General features: G+C 62.3%; 14 protein-coding genes. 11 read left to right on the top strand and 3 right to left on the bottom strand.

Features of this window, described 5'->3' with window-relative positions:
- Positions 1-160 precede the first annotated feature (160 nt).
- Complete coding sequence (locus tag V9E98_00265) at positions 161-1,492, bottom strand: hypothetical protein (protein ID MEI2715432.1); 1,332 nt, start codon at positions 1,490-1,492, stop codon at positions 161-163.
- A 542-nt stretch (positions 1,493-2,034) separates the two neighbouring features.
- Here V9E98_00265 and V9E98_00260 point away from each other — a divergent pair.
- The 6 genes from V9E98_00260 to V9E98_00235 all read left to right on the top strand — a co-directional run bounded on the left by V9E98_00260 (position 2,035) and on the right by V9E98_00235 (position 8,045).
- Positions 2,035-2,577, top strand: a complete 543-nt coding sequence (locus V9E98_00260) for an ABC transporter permease (GenBank protein ID MEI2715431.1) — start codon at positions 2,035-2,037, stop codon at positions 2,575-2,577.
- Complete coding sequence (locus V9E98_00255; protein ID MEI2715430.1) at positions 2,555-2,851, top strand: hypothetical protein; 297 nt, start codon at positions 2,555-2,557, stop codon at positions 2,849-2,851. The genes V9E98_00260 and V9E98_00255 overlap by 23 nt, the downstream gene beginning before the upstream one ends.
- Positions 2,852-2,936: 85 nt before the next feature.
- Positions 2,937-3,686 (top strand): ABC transporter ATP-binding protein, encoded by a 750-nt coding sequence (locus V9E98_00250; GenBank protein ID MEI2715429.1) that lies wholly within the window; start codon positions 2,937-2,939, stop codon positions 3,684-3,686.
- Positions 3,683-4,195 carry a Wzt carbohydrate-binding domain-containing protein gene (locus tag V9E98_00245; GenBank protein MEI2715428.1) on the top strand — a complete coding sequence of 171 codons (513 nt, stop codon included), beginning with the start codon at positions 3,683-3,685 and terminating at the stop codon, positions 4,193-4,195. The genes V9E98_00250 and V9E98_00245 overlap by 4 nt, the downstream gene beginning before the upstream one ends.
- 1,351 nt (positions 4,196-5,546) lie before the next feature.
- Positions 5,547-6,689 (top strand): hypothetical protein, encoded by a 1,143-nt coding sequence (locus V9E98_00240; protein ID MEI2715427.1) that lies wholly within the window; start codon positions 5,547-5,549, stop codon positions 6,687-6,689.
- Between the two features lie 612 nt (positions 6,690-7,301).
- Entirely contained in the window at positions 7,302-8,045 is a 744-nt protein-coding gene (locus V9E98_00235; protein ID MEI2715426.1) for a hypothetical protein, read from the top strand.
- A 123-nt stretch (positions 8,046-8,168) separates the two neighbouring features.
- Here the strand turns inward: V9E98_00235 and V9E98_00230 are convergent, their stop codons facing one another.
- Both V9E98_00230 and V9E98_00225 read right to left on the bottom strand, forming a co-directional pair.
- The gene (locus V9E98_00230; protein MEI2715425.1) at positions 8,169-8,327 is read right to left on the bottom strand and encodes a hypothetical protein; all 159 of its coding nucleotides are present in this window, start codon (positions 8,325-8,327) and stop codon (positions 8,169-8,171) included.
- 790 nt (positions 8,328-9,117) lie between these two features.
- Positions 9,118-9,687, bottom strand: a complete 570-nt coding sequence (locus tag V9E98_00225; GenBank protein ID MEI2715424.1) for a hypothetical protein — start codon at positions 9,685-9,687, stop codon at positions 9,118-9,120.
- 2,263 nt (positions 9,688-11,950) lie between these two features.
- Here V9E98_00225 and V9E98_00220 point away from each other — a divergent pair.
- The 5 genes from V9E98_00220 (at position 11,951) to V9E98_00200 (ending at position 14,720) form a co-directional block, all read left to right on the top strand.
- Positions 11,951-12,733 carry a Wzz/FepE/Etk N-terminal domain-containing protein gene (locus V9E98_00220; protein MEI2715423.1) on the top strand — a complete coding sequence of 261 codons (783 nt, stop codon included), beginning with the start codon at positions 11,951-11,953 and terminating at the stop codon, positions 12,731-12,733.
- A gap of 24 nt (positions 12,734-12,757) precedes the next feature.
- Positions 12,758-13,147 (top strand): CpsD/CapB family tyrosine-protein kinase, encoded by a 390-nt coding sequence (locus V9E98_00215; protein ID MEI2715422.1) that lies wholly within the window; start codon positions 12,758-12,760, stop codon positions 13,145-13,147.
- A gap of 10 nt (positions 13,148-13,157) precedes the next feature.
- The gene (locus tag V9E98_00210; protein ID MEI2715421.1) at positions 13,158-13,412 is read left to right on the top strand and encodes a hypothetical protein; all 255 of its coding nucleotides are present in this window, start codon (positions 13,158-13,160) and stop codon (positions 13,410-13,412) included.
- A gap of 463 nt (positions 13,413-13,875) precedes the next feature.
- Positions 13,876-14,106: a hypothetical protein gene (locus V9E98_00205; GenBank protein ID MEI2715420.1), complete on the top strand. Its 231-nt coding sequence runs from the start codon at positions 13,876-13,878 to the stop codon at positions 14,104-14,106.
- A gap of 17 nt (positions 14,107-14,123) precedes the next feature.
- Positions 14,124-14,720, top strand: a complete 597-nt coding sequence (locus V9E98_00200; GenBank protein MEI2715419.1) for a hypothetical protein — start codon at positions 14,124-14,126, stop codon at positions 14,718-14,720.
- Positions 14,721-14,733 lie beyond the last annotated feature (13 nt).

Raw genomic sequence — 14,733 nt, 5'->3', positions numbered from 1 at the left:
AACCCCGGTGAACGCGCGGGGTTAGCGAGCGCCCGATCCCCCGAGACTGGTCGAGCGCAGCCTTCAGGTATCCGTCAACGAGGCGACGGGTACACGGCATGGCTGGGACAGTACCCGGCCGTCCTGGCATGAAGCGACCGAAGCAGCGGACGGTTGTGATTCATGCTGAACCGCGCGGCCGGTAGACGCCGGTGAGCGACCCACACTGCACGGGTCTTCCGTGTAGCCGTTGAAGAATCTGGATGTCCCCTGGGACGAAGGAGAAGGGTTCGCCCGGGGTTCTCACCTGATCGGGACTCAGCCCGGCAAGGTAGGCGAGGTCGAATGATTGGAACAGAACCAGCCAGTCGTCGCTCGCATTGAGTTGGGCGACCGTGGCGGCGACCCGTTGCTCGTGATCACCTGAACGCTCATCGGTCCACCACCAGTCGCTGTCGAAGGGATTGCGCAGTCCCAGTAACGGATACAGCCCGGCACCGTCGGGAAGCACAGCGACAGTGGTCGCCGGGTAGCGGGCGAGACAGTCTCGCAGAGCGTCGATGTAGGCGGCCGTCTGCGGACTCATCCGGATCAGCGCCAGCCGCGGATCGTCGACCGATGCAGACATGCCGGATCGTGGCACGTCGCGGTAGGGGGCCGAGGCGCGGGCTGGCAGCACGATCAGCGCGCAGATTGCCAGGATCAGCATGGTCGCGAGGGAGAAGCCAGGAGGGGGTGGGCTCTCGACCTCGGCAGCCGCCTGTTGCCGGCGGTATGCCAGCAGCCCTAGCCCACCGGCGACCATGGCTCCGGCGATCAACCCCGGATTGGTGACTCCCCAGGACGCGGCAGTGGCGTACGCGAGGCCCAAGAGTCCGGCTGCGCTTGCCACCAGATCCAGCCGTGTAATGGTCAGCACGGTCGAGGCGATCAGGGTGATGGTCGCGATCCACGGCCACACTCCGTAGATGCCGCCCAGATCGCGAGACACGGCGTACAGAATCGGCCCGATCGCGATCACGGCCGCGGTGAAGGCGACCAGGGACGGGCCTCTCCGCACCCAGGTCACGAGCGCGAATGAGACGGCCACCGCGACGACGGCCAGAATCCCGGCGCTGGACTGCTCGGTTGCCAGCAGGGTTTCCGCCGGTTGCCGAAGCTCCGCCAGGCTGCCGGAGTACAACTGTCCCCCCAGGCCTCCAGGTGTGTCGCGGGTGAGCACGAGGTAGAGGACTCCGGGGACAATCGCCACCGGCAAGTAGAGCAGTCCTCGTGCCCGCCCGGTCAGGCTCACCAGCAGGACCACCAGGACGGGGACCACGGCGAACCCCTGCTTGATCAGCGGGGCAGAGCCGGCCATCAGCCAAACGGCCGTCCACTGGGCATGCGCCCACCGGGAGGAGGACGCGGTGCGCAAAGCCAGCCACAGGGCGGAGATGCCGAGGAATAGCCCATCGATGGTGTGCCAGGCCATGATCGGCCAGGTCGAGACGTTCAGCAGAAACGCGATCATCACGCGGCGTGAAGCCCTGAATCCCGCTCAGGCGCAAGCGGCGGTCGGTCATCAACCGCACCGAAGCCACCGCGATCCATAGCATCTGCAGCACGACAACGAGACGGCTGAATGCCAGCGTCCCGAACGGGATCATGGTCTCCGGAGCATGCATCAACGCCGACCCCAACGGTCGCGGTGAGGTGAAGTCGACGGTGGGGAACCTCGAGGTGGGTGACTCGCCAGGCCTGGGCCAAGACGAAGCCGTCGTCAGTGGGGTTGAACCCGGGGAGCGCCTCGAAGGCCCAGAAGGCGAAGGCCGCACCCAAGGGCGCCCAGACGGACCACAGCCGCCAGGGATCCGCGGCCCAACGCGTTGTCCCTATCGCCGTGGTCATCTCAAGTCCCCCAGCCTGCTGCGGTTGCGCCACTCAGATCGGTCACCGCCACCGGCGGCGTGGATCCCTGAGGTAACCTTCTTACGCCACTTCCGCGGCGACTTGGGGGCGAGGGGTTGAATCGTCTGATGGCGCCAAGTTCGAGGGGCAGCCAAGGACCGGTCAATGTCTGATACTTCCATCACGATGCGGCAAGGTAGCGCGCGATCCCACTGGCGCCTGATCTGGGCTTTCGCCATCCGCGATCTCAAGGGCCGTTTCACGGCTACCGCCCTGGGATGGATATGGACGCTGATTGTCCCCCTTGCGACGGTGTTCATCTACAGCCTCGTGTTCGCTGTCATCTTCCGAGCGCAGGCGCCGCCGATGGGCAACGGACACGAGGGAGTCTTCGCGGTCTGGTTCTTCTGCGGCCTGGTCACCTGGAACCTCTTCGCGCAGACCGTCAACGCATGCATCGGGTCCATCGTGGGGATGGGGCCCATGATGCAGAAGGTCTACATCCCCTCCTACGTGCCGGTCTTCGCGGCCGCCATCACCAGTCTGATCGAGCGACTGCTCGAGGCCGCAGTGATGCTGATTCTCATGCTGGTGTTCTTCAACGTCGGCTGGACCTGGCTGCTCTATCCCCTTGTCTTGGTCGTCACCGCGCTTGTTCGCCACCTGTCTGGGCTACTGCCTCGCAGTGTCGTACGTCCGCTTCCGTGACACCGGCCAGATCACGGCGATCCTCCTGCAGATGTGGTTCTTCGTGACACCGGTGATCTACCCCATCGATCTGATCCCTGAGGATGCACGGGGCGTCCCCCTCCGTGCCCTGATCGAGTTGAACCCGATGACTGCGTTGGTGCAGATCTCGCGTGACCTCATCTATGGGTTGACGCTTGCCCGGGCCCCAAGACGATCGCCTACGTGGTCGGCTGGACGGTGCTCGCCGCTGGGGCGGCTGCGTTCATCCACCGACGCTGGGGTCAAGATCTGAGTGAGGAGATATGACCGAACCTGCGATCCAGGCTGTGTGGTCTGTCCAAGAAGTTCCGCATCCGCAGTGAGGTGAGACACACTCGCTGAAGGAACGGCTGGCCCGAGGGAGGCCCCCTGGGCACCGGGACTTCTGGGCGCTGCGGGATGCGACTTTCGCCGTTCCGAAGGGGGCATCGCTGGGAATCATCGGCCACAACGGATCCGGCAAGTCGACGGCGCTGAAGGTTCTGACCGGAATTTACCGACCGACGTCAGGGAATGTGACGGTCAATGGGCGAGTGGCGGCACTGCTTGAGGTGGGAGCCGGGTTTCATCCCGAACTCACCGGTCGGGAGAACATCAGGCTCAACGGGACGATCCTGGGTTTCACCGGGCAAGAGATGAACCGGATGATGGATCAGATCATTGAGTTCGCCGATATCGGTGAGTTCATCGACAATCCGATCAAGCATTACTCGTCGGGAATGCACGTGCGGTTGGGGTTCGCCGTGTCGGTCATGGTCAGGCCCGAAATCCTGATAGTCGACGAGGTCATCAGCGTCGGTGACGAGGAATTCCAGCGGAAATGCTTCGACCATATGCATGGACTGCGCCGCAGCGGCACCACGATGGTCTTGGTCTCCCACAGTCTCGGGCAGGTCCAACAGTTGTGCGACGAAACACTGTGGCTGGAGCGCGGCGAGGTGCAGCAGATCGGTCCCACGCGCAAGGTCGCGCAGGCATACCTGGAACGTGTCAATGAGATCGAAGCCAGCAAGGCCGCTGCCCGTGCCCGGAGAAGCCCGGGCCGATGGATCAATCGCAACGCCGCGGGTCGGGGGAGATCCGTGTGACCGCCGTCGAGTTCCGGGACCCCGCAGGTGAGTCGCTGCCGCGACTCCTCTCTGGCGCTGCGGCTACCGCACGCATCTGCTACTCGGCACGTGAGCAGGTTGATCGCGTCGCTTTCGGCCTCCAGATCCGCAACAGCGACGACGTCACGGTGATGGCGGTGCATTCCGGGGCGGACGGCCTGATGAAGGTCAACGCTGGTGATCGGTACGTGGAATGGGTGATGGACCCGCTGCTGCTCGCGCCGGGTCAGTACAACCTTCGCACCGAAGTGAGTATCGACGGCCACGTACTCGACGTGGATGAGAAAGGTCAGGACTTCGTGGTGCGCGAAGGCGGCTCGCATCAGGGCGGGTTGTTCGTCCAGCCCGGCTTCTGGCGGGCCTCCGGAGGCGTGGTGACCGTTTCGACCGGATCTGGTTCCGTGGCCGTGGACCCCGGGGGGCTACATGACCGGGGGTCGGACTCTGCAGCACCTCAACGGATCGCTGTGAAGAACCCCAGAAGATGACGAGTGAGGCGGGGCAGGGTGGCGTGGGTCGGTCGATTCCGCCAGCCACAACGCCGGTAGGTGTCTGGCAGCGAGTGGTGCCGGCAGTGGTATTGGTGGTTGCCGCTGTTCGAATCGTTGTGGCCATGACCTTTCCGCCTGCTCGTGACCCCGGCTGGCTGGATATTGGGACACTGATCATTGCAGTGTGCGCTGCCTGCTTTCTGCTTGCCACGCAAAGGGTCTCGATCCCGCGGTTGTGCGCAGCAATCGCCGTCGCATCCTTCTGGTTGTCCCCCTGGATTACTTCGATAATTCACGGTGAACCTCTGCCCACAGCGACAATCGCCATGGCGGCTGTCGCTGTGGTCTTGGTGCTCGCACCACCCCGCGCCACGGCGCTGGTCCGGACAGCTGTGGCTGTGGGGGCGACCATCGTGATTCTGAGCCTGGCATACGGGGTCGCGACTGCGGCCGGCCTTGTGGACGGGGCCTTCCACTCAGTCGGGGACTACGAGCGAACCACTTTCGGAGTTTCAGCTCTGCGTGGGATCACACTTCACCCGAATACATTGGGCCCGATCGCGGCGGCGACCCTGCTCTTGGCGCTCCTACTCCCCTTGGTCAAGGTCCGCTGGGTGACCTGGTTGATTCCTGCTTTGTGTGTCGTCGCCGTGCTGTGGAGCCAGAGCCGAGCCGCGGTGGCCGGTACGATCCTCGCGGTCCTGGCGCTGGTCGTTGTGGCCACGCAAGACCGTCTGCGTGCGGCGGTAGTGGCCCTGGCGCTGCTCATCCCCATGAGCCCATTCATCCTGTTCACTCCCATCGCCGAGTCTCTGCCGATTGAGCAACTATTCAACAGACTGTTCACCGGACGACAAGTTCCCTGGTCGGTTGCGGAGTGGTTGTTCCGGGACTCACCGGTGACTGGTTACGGGACAGACGCGTTCAGCAACACGTTCTGGGACCAGGGGCCATCCCAATGGTGGCACCCACTGCACGCGCACAATGAGATTCTCGAGGCAGCATCCCAGTCGGGACTGGTGGGACTGGCTGCCTTGTCCGCTGTCGCACTCACTGCGGCAATCGCTACTTTGTCGCGACCGAAGGGTAGTGCGCATCTCGCTGTAGCCCTGCTGGTGCTCGTGTGCGTCCAAGCCGCCGTGGAGGTGCCGATGGGTCTGACCTACTTCCCCATCAGCTACCTGTTCCCCATGCTGGTAGTGGCGGGAATGGCGTTTCAGGGTGAGGTCGGGTGGCCCAGACCGACGGTGGGCCGTGCCTGTCAGTGCTCGGCCGCCCCGAACCAGGGACCAGTTACACTCGCCCGAGATCACCGACGACTAGGGGCTGTTGATACATGTTGCGTGCGATGGGCGTTGTCGCTCTGGCCGGAGTTGTCGTTCTGTCGGCTTGCTCGAGCCAGGAACCGGCTGCCCCGGGTGCCAGTCCTGCGGAGGTTGCCGGCGACTTCAAGCCATTGCCCGAGGGCACCCCGTTTGACGTCACCGGAGAACAGCTCACCATGCACTCCTTCCATGCCGATCCTGAGACCAAGTCGGGCAACTTGCGGATGAACTGCGCACCGCTGTGGCGCGCCGTCGAGAAGAAGAAGGGGCAATACGATTGGCCCTTGTTCGACCTCACTGTGGCTGCTCACCAGGAGTACGGTGGAGAGTACTTGGTGTATTCGTTCTGCGGAACACCGAAGTGGGCAGCTGGCAAGGTCAAGGACCCATCTGTTGAGGTGTTCGGTCCCAAATCCTCTGCGCCGCCGAAGAACATGCAGGACTACGAGGACTACGTTCGGGCGGTCGTCAAACGGTACAAGGGCAAGATCCAGGCGTATGAGGTCTGGAATGAGGGTTCCTCTCCTCAGTTCTTCCAGGGGACGCCGGGGCAACTCACCGAGATGACCAAGATACTGCGCAAGGTCGTCAACGAAGAAGACCCTAAGGCGATCGTCACGATGTCGAGTATGCAGACTCACCGCCAGGACTATCTGGATGGTTTCGTAACCGCATACCTCGAGGACTTGAAGCAGGCCGGGTGGCCGTTCGATGTATACAACGGTCACTTCTACCCGCCAGGTGAGACCGGTCCGGCCACGCGGCGTGAGCAGATCTCCAAGTTCCGCGAAATGCTGGCCGATATGGGCGCCCCCAAGGGCAAGCCACTGTGGGACACCGAGGTGAACTACTTCGTAGGGGTTCCCGGAGGTGAACCGAATGGTCGGATCACCGGCGATCGCGCGGCAGCCTGGGCGGTTCGAACTTACCTGGACGGGTGGCGTCTGGATGTCCCCCGCAACTATTGGTACTTCGCCACCAAGCAGTACGACGCATTCCCGGGAATCCAGACTCGACCCGGGGACCCGGCAACGATTGGCCTGGCGACGTTCGCTGACTGGGTCAGGGGTACGCGCTTCAACGGATGCGAGCAGAAGGGCGAACTGGTTCGGTGCGCGTTCATCAAGGATGGCAAGGAGAATTTCCATCGCGTGGGCGCAGCCTGAGGAGGGCGATAAGGAGAACGTCCAGGTGGCCTATCCGTTGGGGGGCTCCGCCGAAGTGTGCCGCTTGCCGGACAACACCTGCGAAGAGACCAGCGAACTGACGGTGGACGAGGTCCCGGTACTGATCGGTTCGGCGGGCTGATGCTGCCCGCTGCTGCGGCCGATTGGCTGATTCCGGGCACAGCCACCGGATATGGTTCTTCTGCACATTTGGCAAGGACCCGGTAGATGCGTGTCCTGGAAGGGTTGCGGTCGTGCTCGTGAGTCAGCTGTTCCCATTCGGCGCGGAGCGAACAGCCGCTTCTTTCGCTCCGTACTTCATTGAGCGAAGTCAAACCGACCTTGTGATCGGCGTTGTGTCCGGTTTGGGCGCGCTGTTCTTGGCGGTGGCACTCCTGATCTTGGTTCGACAGAGGAAGGAATGACGTGGTGCGCCGGGGAGACTTGCCCTGCGTGGTCGGAGCCTGACGCCCGAACGTCCATGGTCGTCGGATCGCAGGTACTATTTGCGCAGGTGAATGTCAGACCGGGGGGAGCTGTGGGTGACTAGCGAAAATTCGGCGGCCGAAGCCACGGTGGATCCTCCCCATTTGGGACTTCGTCGTTTGGATCATGTCCTTTGCCGCTTTCGCCACGCTCCGTTTCGATGGCCAGTTGCCTGAAGTTCCCTGGAGTGCTGTTCTGGTGGTGGCAACGGTGGTGGCCGCCACCTTCCTCATCATATCGACGGCTATGCGCCTGTACGACCGCCGTCACATGGTCGGGTCGCTCGATGAGGCACTCGCCCTGGTCTTCATCTGTGGGCTAGTTGCCTTATTAGCAACCTCCGCCCTTGCATTCATGGGCGCCCATCGCCCGCTGCCGCTGAGCCTTCCGCTTTCGGCCGCAGGTTCTGCCGTCGTCATGGTCGTGGGAGTCCGAGTCGGATACCGGATTATGCGGGACCGATATGTTGTGAATCCGGATTCGCGGCGTGTAGCAGTGGTCGGGGCCGGGAGTGCCGGTACACAACTGGTTCGCGGTTTGCTGGTGGACAGCCAATCCCCTTATGACCCGGTCCTGTTCGTGGAGGACGATCCTCGAAAGCGGCACCTCAGAGTCGGCCCGGTCCGCGTCGAGGGAACTGTCGCTCAGCTCGGTCAACTCGTAGTGGAGAGGGATATCGAACAAATCGTCATTGCGGCACCGTCGGCTGGTGCGGGTCTAGTGCATCGCGTGTCCGAGGTAGCGGCCGCCACGGGGGTCAAGGCCAAAGCCCTCCCAACCCTCGCGGAACTGGCCGGACGTGATGATATCGGCGTCAAGCGACATTCGGGACCTCCAGTTGTCGGACTTTCTGCGACGCCCACCTGTTGACACTGATCTAAGTGGGGTCAGACGGTTCATCGCAGGCCAGTTCAGTCCTTGTCACTGGTGCGGGTGGATCGATCGGGTCGGAGTTGTGTCGGCAGATCAAACGACTGGGGCCCAGCCAGCTGGTCAATGCTCGATCGTGACGAGTCCGCGCTCCACGCACTTCAGCTCAGCCTTGATGGCAGAGGCCTGCTCGAGGATCCCTGCCTCGTCTTGGCTGATATTCGAGATCGAGCGCGGATGATAGAGGTCTTTCTCAGGCTGCGGCCGAACATCGTCTTTCATGCCGCCGCGCTAAAACATCTGACACTGCTACGAGCGCAACCCGGAAGGAGGGCGCCAAGACCAACGTTGACCGGGACGGCCAATGTCTTGGATGCTTCCGTTGACGGCTGGCGTGGAGGTATTGGTCAATATTTCCACTGACAAGGCAGCCGACCCAACGAGCGTTCTGGGCAAGACTAAACGGACAGCGGAGGGTCTCACGGCGGGCGCCGCCACAGGCGGTCGGCGGTTCCTGTCTGTACGTTTCGGTAATGTGCTGGGTACCCGCGGCTCCGTCTTGACGGCCTTTGCGGAGCAAATCCAGATCCGGTGGCCCGCTGACTGTCACCCACCCCGATGTAACTAGATACTTCATGACCGTTGAGGAGGCAGTTCAGCTTGTACTTCAAGCGGCCGTGCTCGGTGAACCCGCTGACACCATGATTCTGGACATGGGACAACCTGTGAGGATTCTGGATGTCGCGCATCAGATGATCGCCCTGGCGGGGAGAGACATCGATGTTGAGTTCACGGGACTTCGCCCGGGCGAGAAACTGCACGAGACTCTGGAGGGCCACAGCCGAGGTCTTGGAGCGGACCGCCCATTCGTTAATTGCCCCGAACCTCAGTACCGCCGGTGTCCAGTTCAATGGTCGGCGCCTCTTGCGTTGCCGATCAGGCCTTGGGGCCTCCTTCGGCCTCGATTGCCACGACTTGAGTGATGGCTGAGGCAATCTCAAGGACTTGCTGTTCCACCAAGTCCATCGCCGCCCCGTGGATCTCGCTACCCAGCACATGCGGGTCTGGGACATCATCCGGGGTGCCACGACACCATGAGCCCTGCTGGATCCGCTTCAGCCAAGTTCATGTGCCGGGGTGCCGACCCGCGAGCTGCATCGAGTTCCGCTGCCCACCAGCGCAATCGCGACACCGAATCCGCTGGCAGTGGTGGCGCGCCGACCGGGATCTCTTGCGCGGCCACGAAGGAACGGACCACTCGCGACAGGTTCGCGGCCTGGCGCAGCGTGAATGTCTTTGGCCTCGCGGTGGCGGCCATGCGCGCCAACTCCGCACGGTGTGCCCGCTCCAGGGTCAGCACGAGGTCAGCCCGCTGCGCGAGCGCGGGTGTCACCCTGCGAGAGCGGTGCCTAGCCAAAGATGATCGCGGGTCCGCGCTACCGGTATGTCGCCGGGCCACCGACTCGTTCATGAGCCTACCGCTCAGGCCACAGGCTGGCATGTTCGCGGTAGCGGACACGCCCGCGGAGTCCACATGGATGACGCCATTAGCCACCAGCTTCTGCAGTTCATTGCGCAGCAACGCTGCGGTGGCCGGCGAGCGGCAGATGTTCGCCGTGCATACGACCAGGATCCGGAACATTCACATACCCTAGTGCCGGATGTACCGATCGGCTTCCGAGATGAGCGTGGAGTCGCCCTGGTTCTAGTGGAGGCTCGGGCTACTCTTCCAATTGGTTGTCCGGGATGGTTGACACCCCACCACCCCGGTCCTGACCTTAGGTCGGAATCCCAAAGTCAGAATCACTTCACCGCCGGGCCGACTGACTCGTGGGTGATGTTCCGTCCCTTTCGAGGCGCATCAACAGACTCGGCAAGCAGTGAAAGCGCTGCAGCAAAGGCGAGCGAGCCGAGAGCCAGTTGGAGAATGGGCTGAACCAGGCTCCCCACCACCAATCCGGTGTCCCTACTCCGGCTAGCGCCAGGGGCGAGGCAGTACCTGCGCTGATACCGCTGACGTAACGCACGGTTACGTATAGCAGTGCAGACCGCAATTCGCGACCACCAAGGATGTGCACAAGGCCCACCACTGGGCGTGACCCCAGAGCTGGCAGGACCGGCGACCGACGGGAGCCAGTACAGCGATGACTGAGCAGGTAGATTAAGGGCAAATGGTAACGCAGTTTGCCCAGCGTATCCTGCGGCGACAAACGCAGTGATTGAGATCCCAAGCATGGCCGCAGCCGCTACTGCGATGGCTACGGTCTTGCGCCAACTGATCGCGGCGAGTCCAAGCATGATGGCACCCCAGAAGGCCTAGCCCCAGCGGCTACCGTAACTAACTCGGGCATTGCGATATCGAGCCAGCCGAGGGGAGAGGTGTACGAGCCGGTCAGGCATTCCCGCCGAACGCGCCAGGCCGTCCCAAAAATCTTGACGCGTACCCGTATTCCGCAGCGTCGAGGCCAAGGGCACCTATCTTCGCAAATAGAGATGGTAAAGCGAGCCATGAAACTAGGGCGAGAGCAAGAATAAGGACCGCACTCACAGCAGCGGTTGTGACGGACAGACGCCTAAGTCCGAGAAGGAGAATCAGGGCGGCGCTGATGGCCACAAAAAGCAAACCCTCGGTCCTTCCGCCAACCATCAAGAACAAACTGAAGCCAATCAGCAAAACCGTGAGCACGGTTCGGGAGTTGTCTGTTCGGTGGTCCAGTATTGCCACGCCGGGACCGACAACGGTCGCGGCGCCGACGATTGCCACGGCAGAGGGATTGTGTGACGAGAGAAGGAACATTCCCAGCGGGACCGACGAAACCATCCACGCAACAGTCAATGGTCGGCGCCACAATGGGAGACTCAGAGCGATAGAGGCCAAAGCCATCAAGAGTGTGAGAACGGCTACAGCCACTCGCCAAGCCGCGACGGATTCTCTGGATTGTATCTTGAGTGAATATTGATAACAGTCGGTAGTACCCAGGTGGGTAGTAAGTGATGTCGTCCGGTGCTTGAGGACGGTTGCTGTCTGGGTCCTCGTCACTTAGGCAGTCCGCAGGGAGGGCTGCGTTGGGCGCGTACCAACCTGGATCCCCCCGAACAAAGCAGGGTAAGGGTCGCTCTGTCGGCCAGGCGCGCAAGATGCCGCGTCATGTAGGCAGTACACATTGGCGATGTGGAAGTCGTCATCGGGGGCCGAGGCCACCGGCGAGGCAAAGGCCCAACAAAGGAGAGCCATCAGCATCGCAGTGCTCACCGCGGCGACTCGAACGGGAAGCCGCGTAACGAACGCCCAGGTCCGGGGCCAGAGTGGAGCAGAGCCACTACCTATGCGCGTCATGAACTGTCACGATATCGGTCACGAGAGGAGAATGTGACCAAGTCAGCATGGTTCCCATTGCGAGTTACGGTGGAATCAGGGATCTCGCGTTGCTCATGCGCCGCTACATGCCGATCACCGGCGCTGAGGACAGTGGACTTCAGTGGCGCTGATCTCGTACTGGGTATCATCGGGTGTGCCGTCCCCTCCAGAGGATCCAAGTGGCCGTCAAGTACGTCATCAATCTATAGCCCAGACGCCGCCCACTCGTACTGCCCCCGTCGTGGTTGACGGTTGTGCCCTGATGCACCGATGATCTTTGGGGTTGGTGCGGCGCGGTAACGCAGAAATGCCCTTCAACGCTGGGATTGTGGGAGTTCTCTGCCACCTCTGCTTGGCCTGCCATACCACCCCGCAGGGACTGGGACTGAACTCGGGCGTGACACGGTAGGGGTAATGCTATTATCGGTGGCCGCTGGCTCGGGGGAATCCTATCCTCCGCGCGAGCCGGACTGTGCGTTCAGCTCCCACGTGATCAGGGGGGCATCAGGTCCTAGGTGCGATAAGCACCATGAAGCAGGTAGGTATCGTGGAGTTTCGTAATGTAATTGGGTCGGTCAGGCATCAGTGGTTCTTGGTGGCCGGGTCGCTCCTCATCGCACTGCTAGTGGCGGTCGGTTGGATTCTGCTGAACACACCGATGTACAAGGCCAGCGCCCAACTGTTCGTCTCAAGTGCTGCCACTTCCGGGGACCGCCAGGCTGGCGAGCAGTTCCAGGCCGCCGTGTTTGCCCAGCAGAGGGTGGCGACTTATGCGCAGTTAGTCTCCAGCCCCGAAGTGCTCGACCCGGTCATCAAGGAATTGGGCTTGCCCACGACGCCACAGGATCTCGCAGAGGAAGTCACGGCGGTGAATCCTGTCCAGACTGTGCTTCTTGAGGTCTCAGCGGCTGACGCGGACCCCGCCCAGGCTGCCGCCATCGCCAACTCAATCGCTCAGAACCTCGCTGCTGCGATTCAGAACCTCGAGACGACCGATCCGAAACTCGGGTCACCGCTCAAAGTAAGCATCGTCAGTCCTGCGGTGGCGCCACCGGACCCGTATTCGCCTAACAAAGCGGCAACGTTAGGACTGGCTCTGATCCTGGGGCTTGCGGCTGGCATCGGAGCCGCCGTCCTGCGCGACCGGTTGGACACGTCTGTCAAGGCAGCCAGTGACCTTATCCAGATCTCTGGGTCGACCCCCCTCGGCGTTGTCAACTTTGACGCGAATGCCGAGATAGAACCGCTTTCAGCCTTGGATCAACAGGCTGCCCGGTCCGAGTCTTTTCGTCAGATCCGGACCGAACCTGCAGTACGTCGACGTTGGTGATCCACCGAAGGTCTTGGCAGTCACATCGTTCCAGTCGCCGGAGAGGGCAAGAGCACGACAGCCTGCAATTTGGCGATATCCATGGCCCAGTCCGGGCTTCGCATCTGCCTGGTCGAAGCGGATCTGCGTCGACCGAGAGTGGCAGAATACCTCGGGGTAGAGTCGTCCATTGGCCCTTCACGGACGTTTTGGCGGGGGAAGATTCACTTCCAAGAAGCTGTGCTGCCCTGGAATCGCAACTTGTTGACGCTGCTGCCTAGTGGCTCCATACCGCCGAACCCATCGGAACTGCTGGCATCGGATCACATGCACCAGACCCTGAATGAACTTCGAACTGATTTCGACGCTGTCATCCTCGACACCGCACCTTTGCTTCTGGTGGCCGACGCGAGTATCACGGCGGCCAGTCGCTGATGGAGCGATCTTGGTGGTGCGACACAAGGCAAGACGACTGCTGATCATGGTCGCCAAATCGCTTGACTCGCTGCAGCAAGTCGACGCCCGCCTACTGGGAACGGTTCTGAACTTCGCTCCCACCAAACGCCGTGGTGATGAATATGGGTATGGCTACGGCGGCTACGCACAGCCTGCGAGGCAGGCGAAGCCCGACGACCGCCCCAAGGAGGCGGACGGTTCCACCGCTGCCGAGGCGCTGTCACAGACTCGTGGCCGTCAGTAGTGCCGCCTTGTTCGAGGTTCCGTTGCTCCGATTACCTTCCAGCCGCGTAGAGCCAGGTCCGGTTCAGGTCAGGCGACTCGCCGTCGTGGGCGATTCTGTCGGCTTGACCTGTGGCGGTAAAGATGAGTTAGCATCCTCTGGGCGTTCACGGAATGAGAAGACCACCATCCATTCAGGCAGAAGGTCCGGATCGTGTTGAGCAGGATCCTCCAGAAGATGACGATCGCCGAGACCGCTCAGCAGGGAGAATCGGTGAGGATTCGATGGGGCGGTGGAGGGCCGAGCTCCTCGGCTGGGGCGCGGGCCGAACGTCACGCTCAGCGGGAGGTGCGCCGCGACGTGATAGTCGGCGGGACCCTGCTAACGAGCCTCATCGTGGGCCTGACGCTGCAACCGCCGCTCATCGTGTGGCTGAAGCGTCGGGGGATAATGGATATCCCAAATTCCCGTTCGAGCCATACTCGTGGGCACACCGCGAGGTGGGGGGATTGCCGTGGTCGCTGCCTTCGGTGCGGGTCTCATCTTCGGGCGCGAGGGTGGCTGGGATGTGGCGGTCGTCCTTGTCGGGGCATTGGTCCTTGGGGCGGTCGGCCTCACCGACGACCTGCGGGGGCTGAGTGCCAAGTTTCGTCTGGCGGTCCTGCTTGCGGTGGGTGCGTTGGCCGGGCTGTTCCTCGGCAGCCCGCTCCCCTGATCCTCGCAGTCCCGGCAGTGGCCGGATGGATAGCCGCATACGTCAACGCCTTCAACTTCATGGACGGGATCAATGGGATCTCAGGGCTTACCGGACTCGTCGCTGGGACTTCATACGCGCTGATGGGCCTTGCCTACGACTCCGGCTCGGCAGTCGTGATTGGAGCCGCACTGGCTGGGGCATCCGCGTCGTTCCTGCCCTTCAACATCTCCAAGGCGAAGGTTTTCCTCGGAGACGTTGGCTCCTATTCACTGGGCTTCGTTATCGCGTCGCTGGGATGGATCGTCTGGGCGGCGGGCGTGCCACTGACGTTGGCTGTGGCCCCGTGCGCGGTCTACTTGGCTGACACAGGGGTGACGCTAATCCGGCGATACCGACGAAAAGCGCCACTAACCGAGGCCCATCGAGAACACACTTATCAGCAGCTCACGGTAAGAGGACGTAGCCACTCGGTTGTAGCACTTGCGGTGGCAGGAATACAGGTGCTGGTGGTGGCACTGGTCTGGTGGGGGTATGGGGCTGGGCTCATCTGGCTCGGCACCTTTGCCGCTTTCGTAGTTCTTGCCCTCTACTCATCAACCCCCAGGCTTACGAACCAAGGCGTCAGCGGTTGACGTTGTCCGCGCC

The organism is Candidatus Nanopelagicales bacterium, assembly GCA_037045355.1.
Taxonomy (GTDB): Bacteria; Actinomycetota; Actinomycetes; order S36-B12.
The sequence above is the reverse complement of the archived record's forward strand: the minus strand, read 5'-3'. Positions and strand labels throughout refer to the sequence as shown.

Excerpts from the sequence above, each read along its gene's own strand:
- V9E98_00265 (MEI2715432.1), bottom strand. The coding sequence starts at position 1,492 with ATGATCGCGTTTCTGCTGAACGTCTCGACCTGGCCGATCATGGCCTGG.
- V9E98_00260 (MEI2715431.1), top strand. The coding sequence starts at position 2,035 with ATGTCTGATACTTCCATCACGATGCGGCAAGGTAGCGCGCGATCCCAC.
- V9E98_00240 (MEI2715427.1), top strand. The coding sequence starts at position 5,547 with ATGGGCGTTGTCGCTCTGGCCGGAGTTGTCGTTCTGTCGGCTTGCTCG.
- V9E98_00235 (MEI2715426.1), top strand. The coding sequence starts at position 7,302 with ATGTCCTTTGCCGCTTTCGCCACGCTCCGTTTCGATGGCCAGTTGCCT.
- V9E98_00230 (MEI2715425.1), bottom strand. The coding sequence starts at position 8,327 with ATGAAAGACGATGTTCGGCCGCAGCCTGAGAAAGACCTCTATCATCCG.
- V9E98_00225 (MEI2715424.1), bottom strand. The coding sequence starts at position 9,687 with ATGTTCCGGATCCTGGTCGTATGCACGGCGAACATCTGCCGCTCGCCG.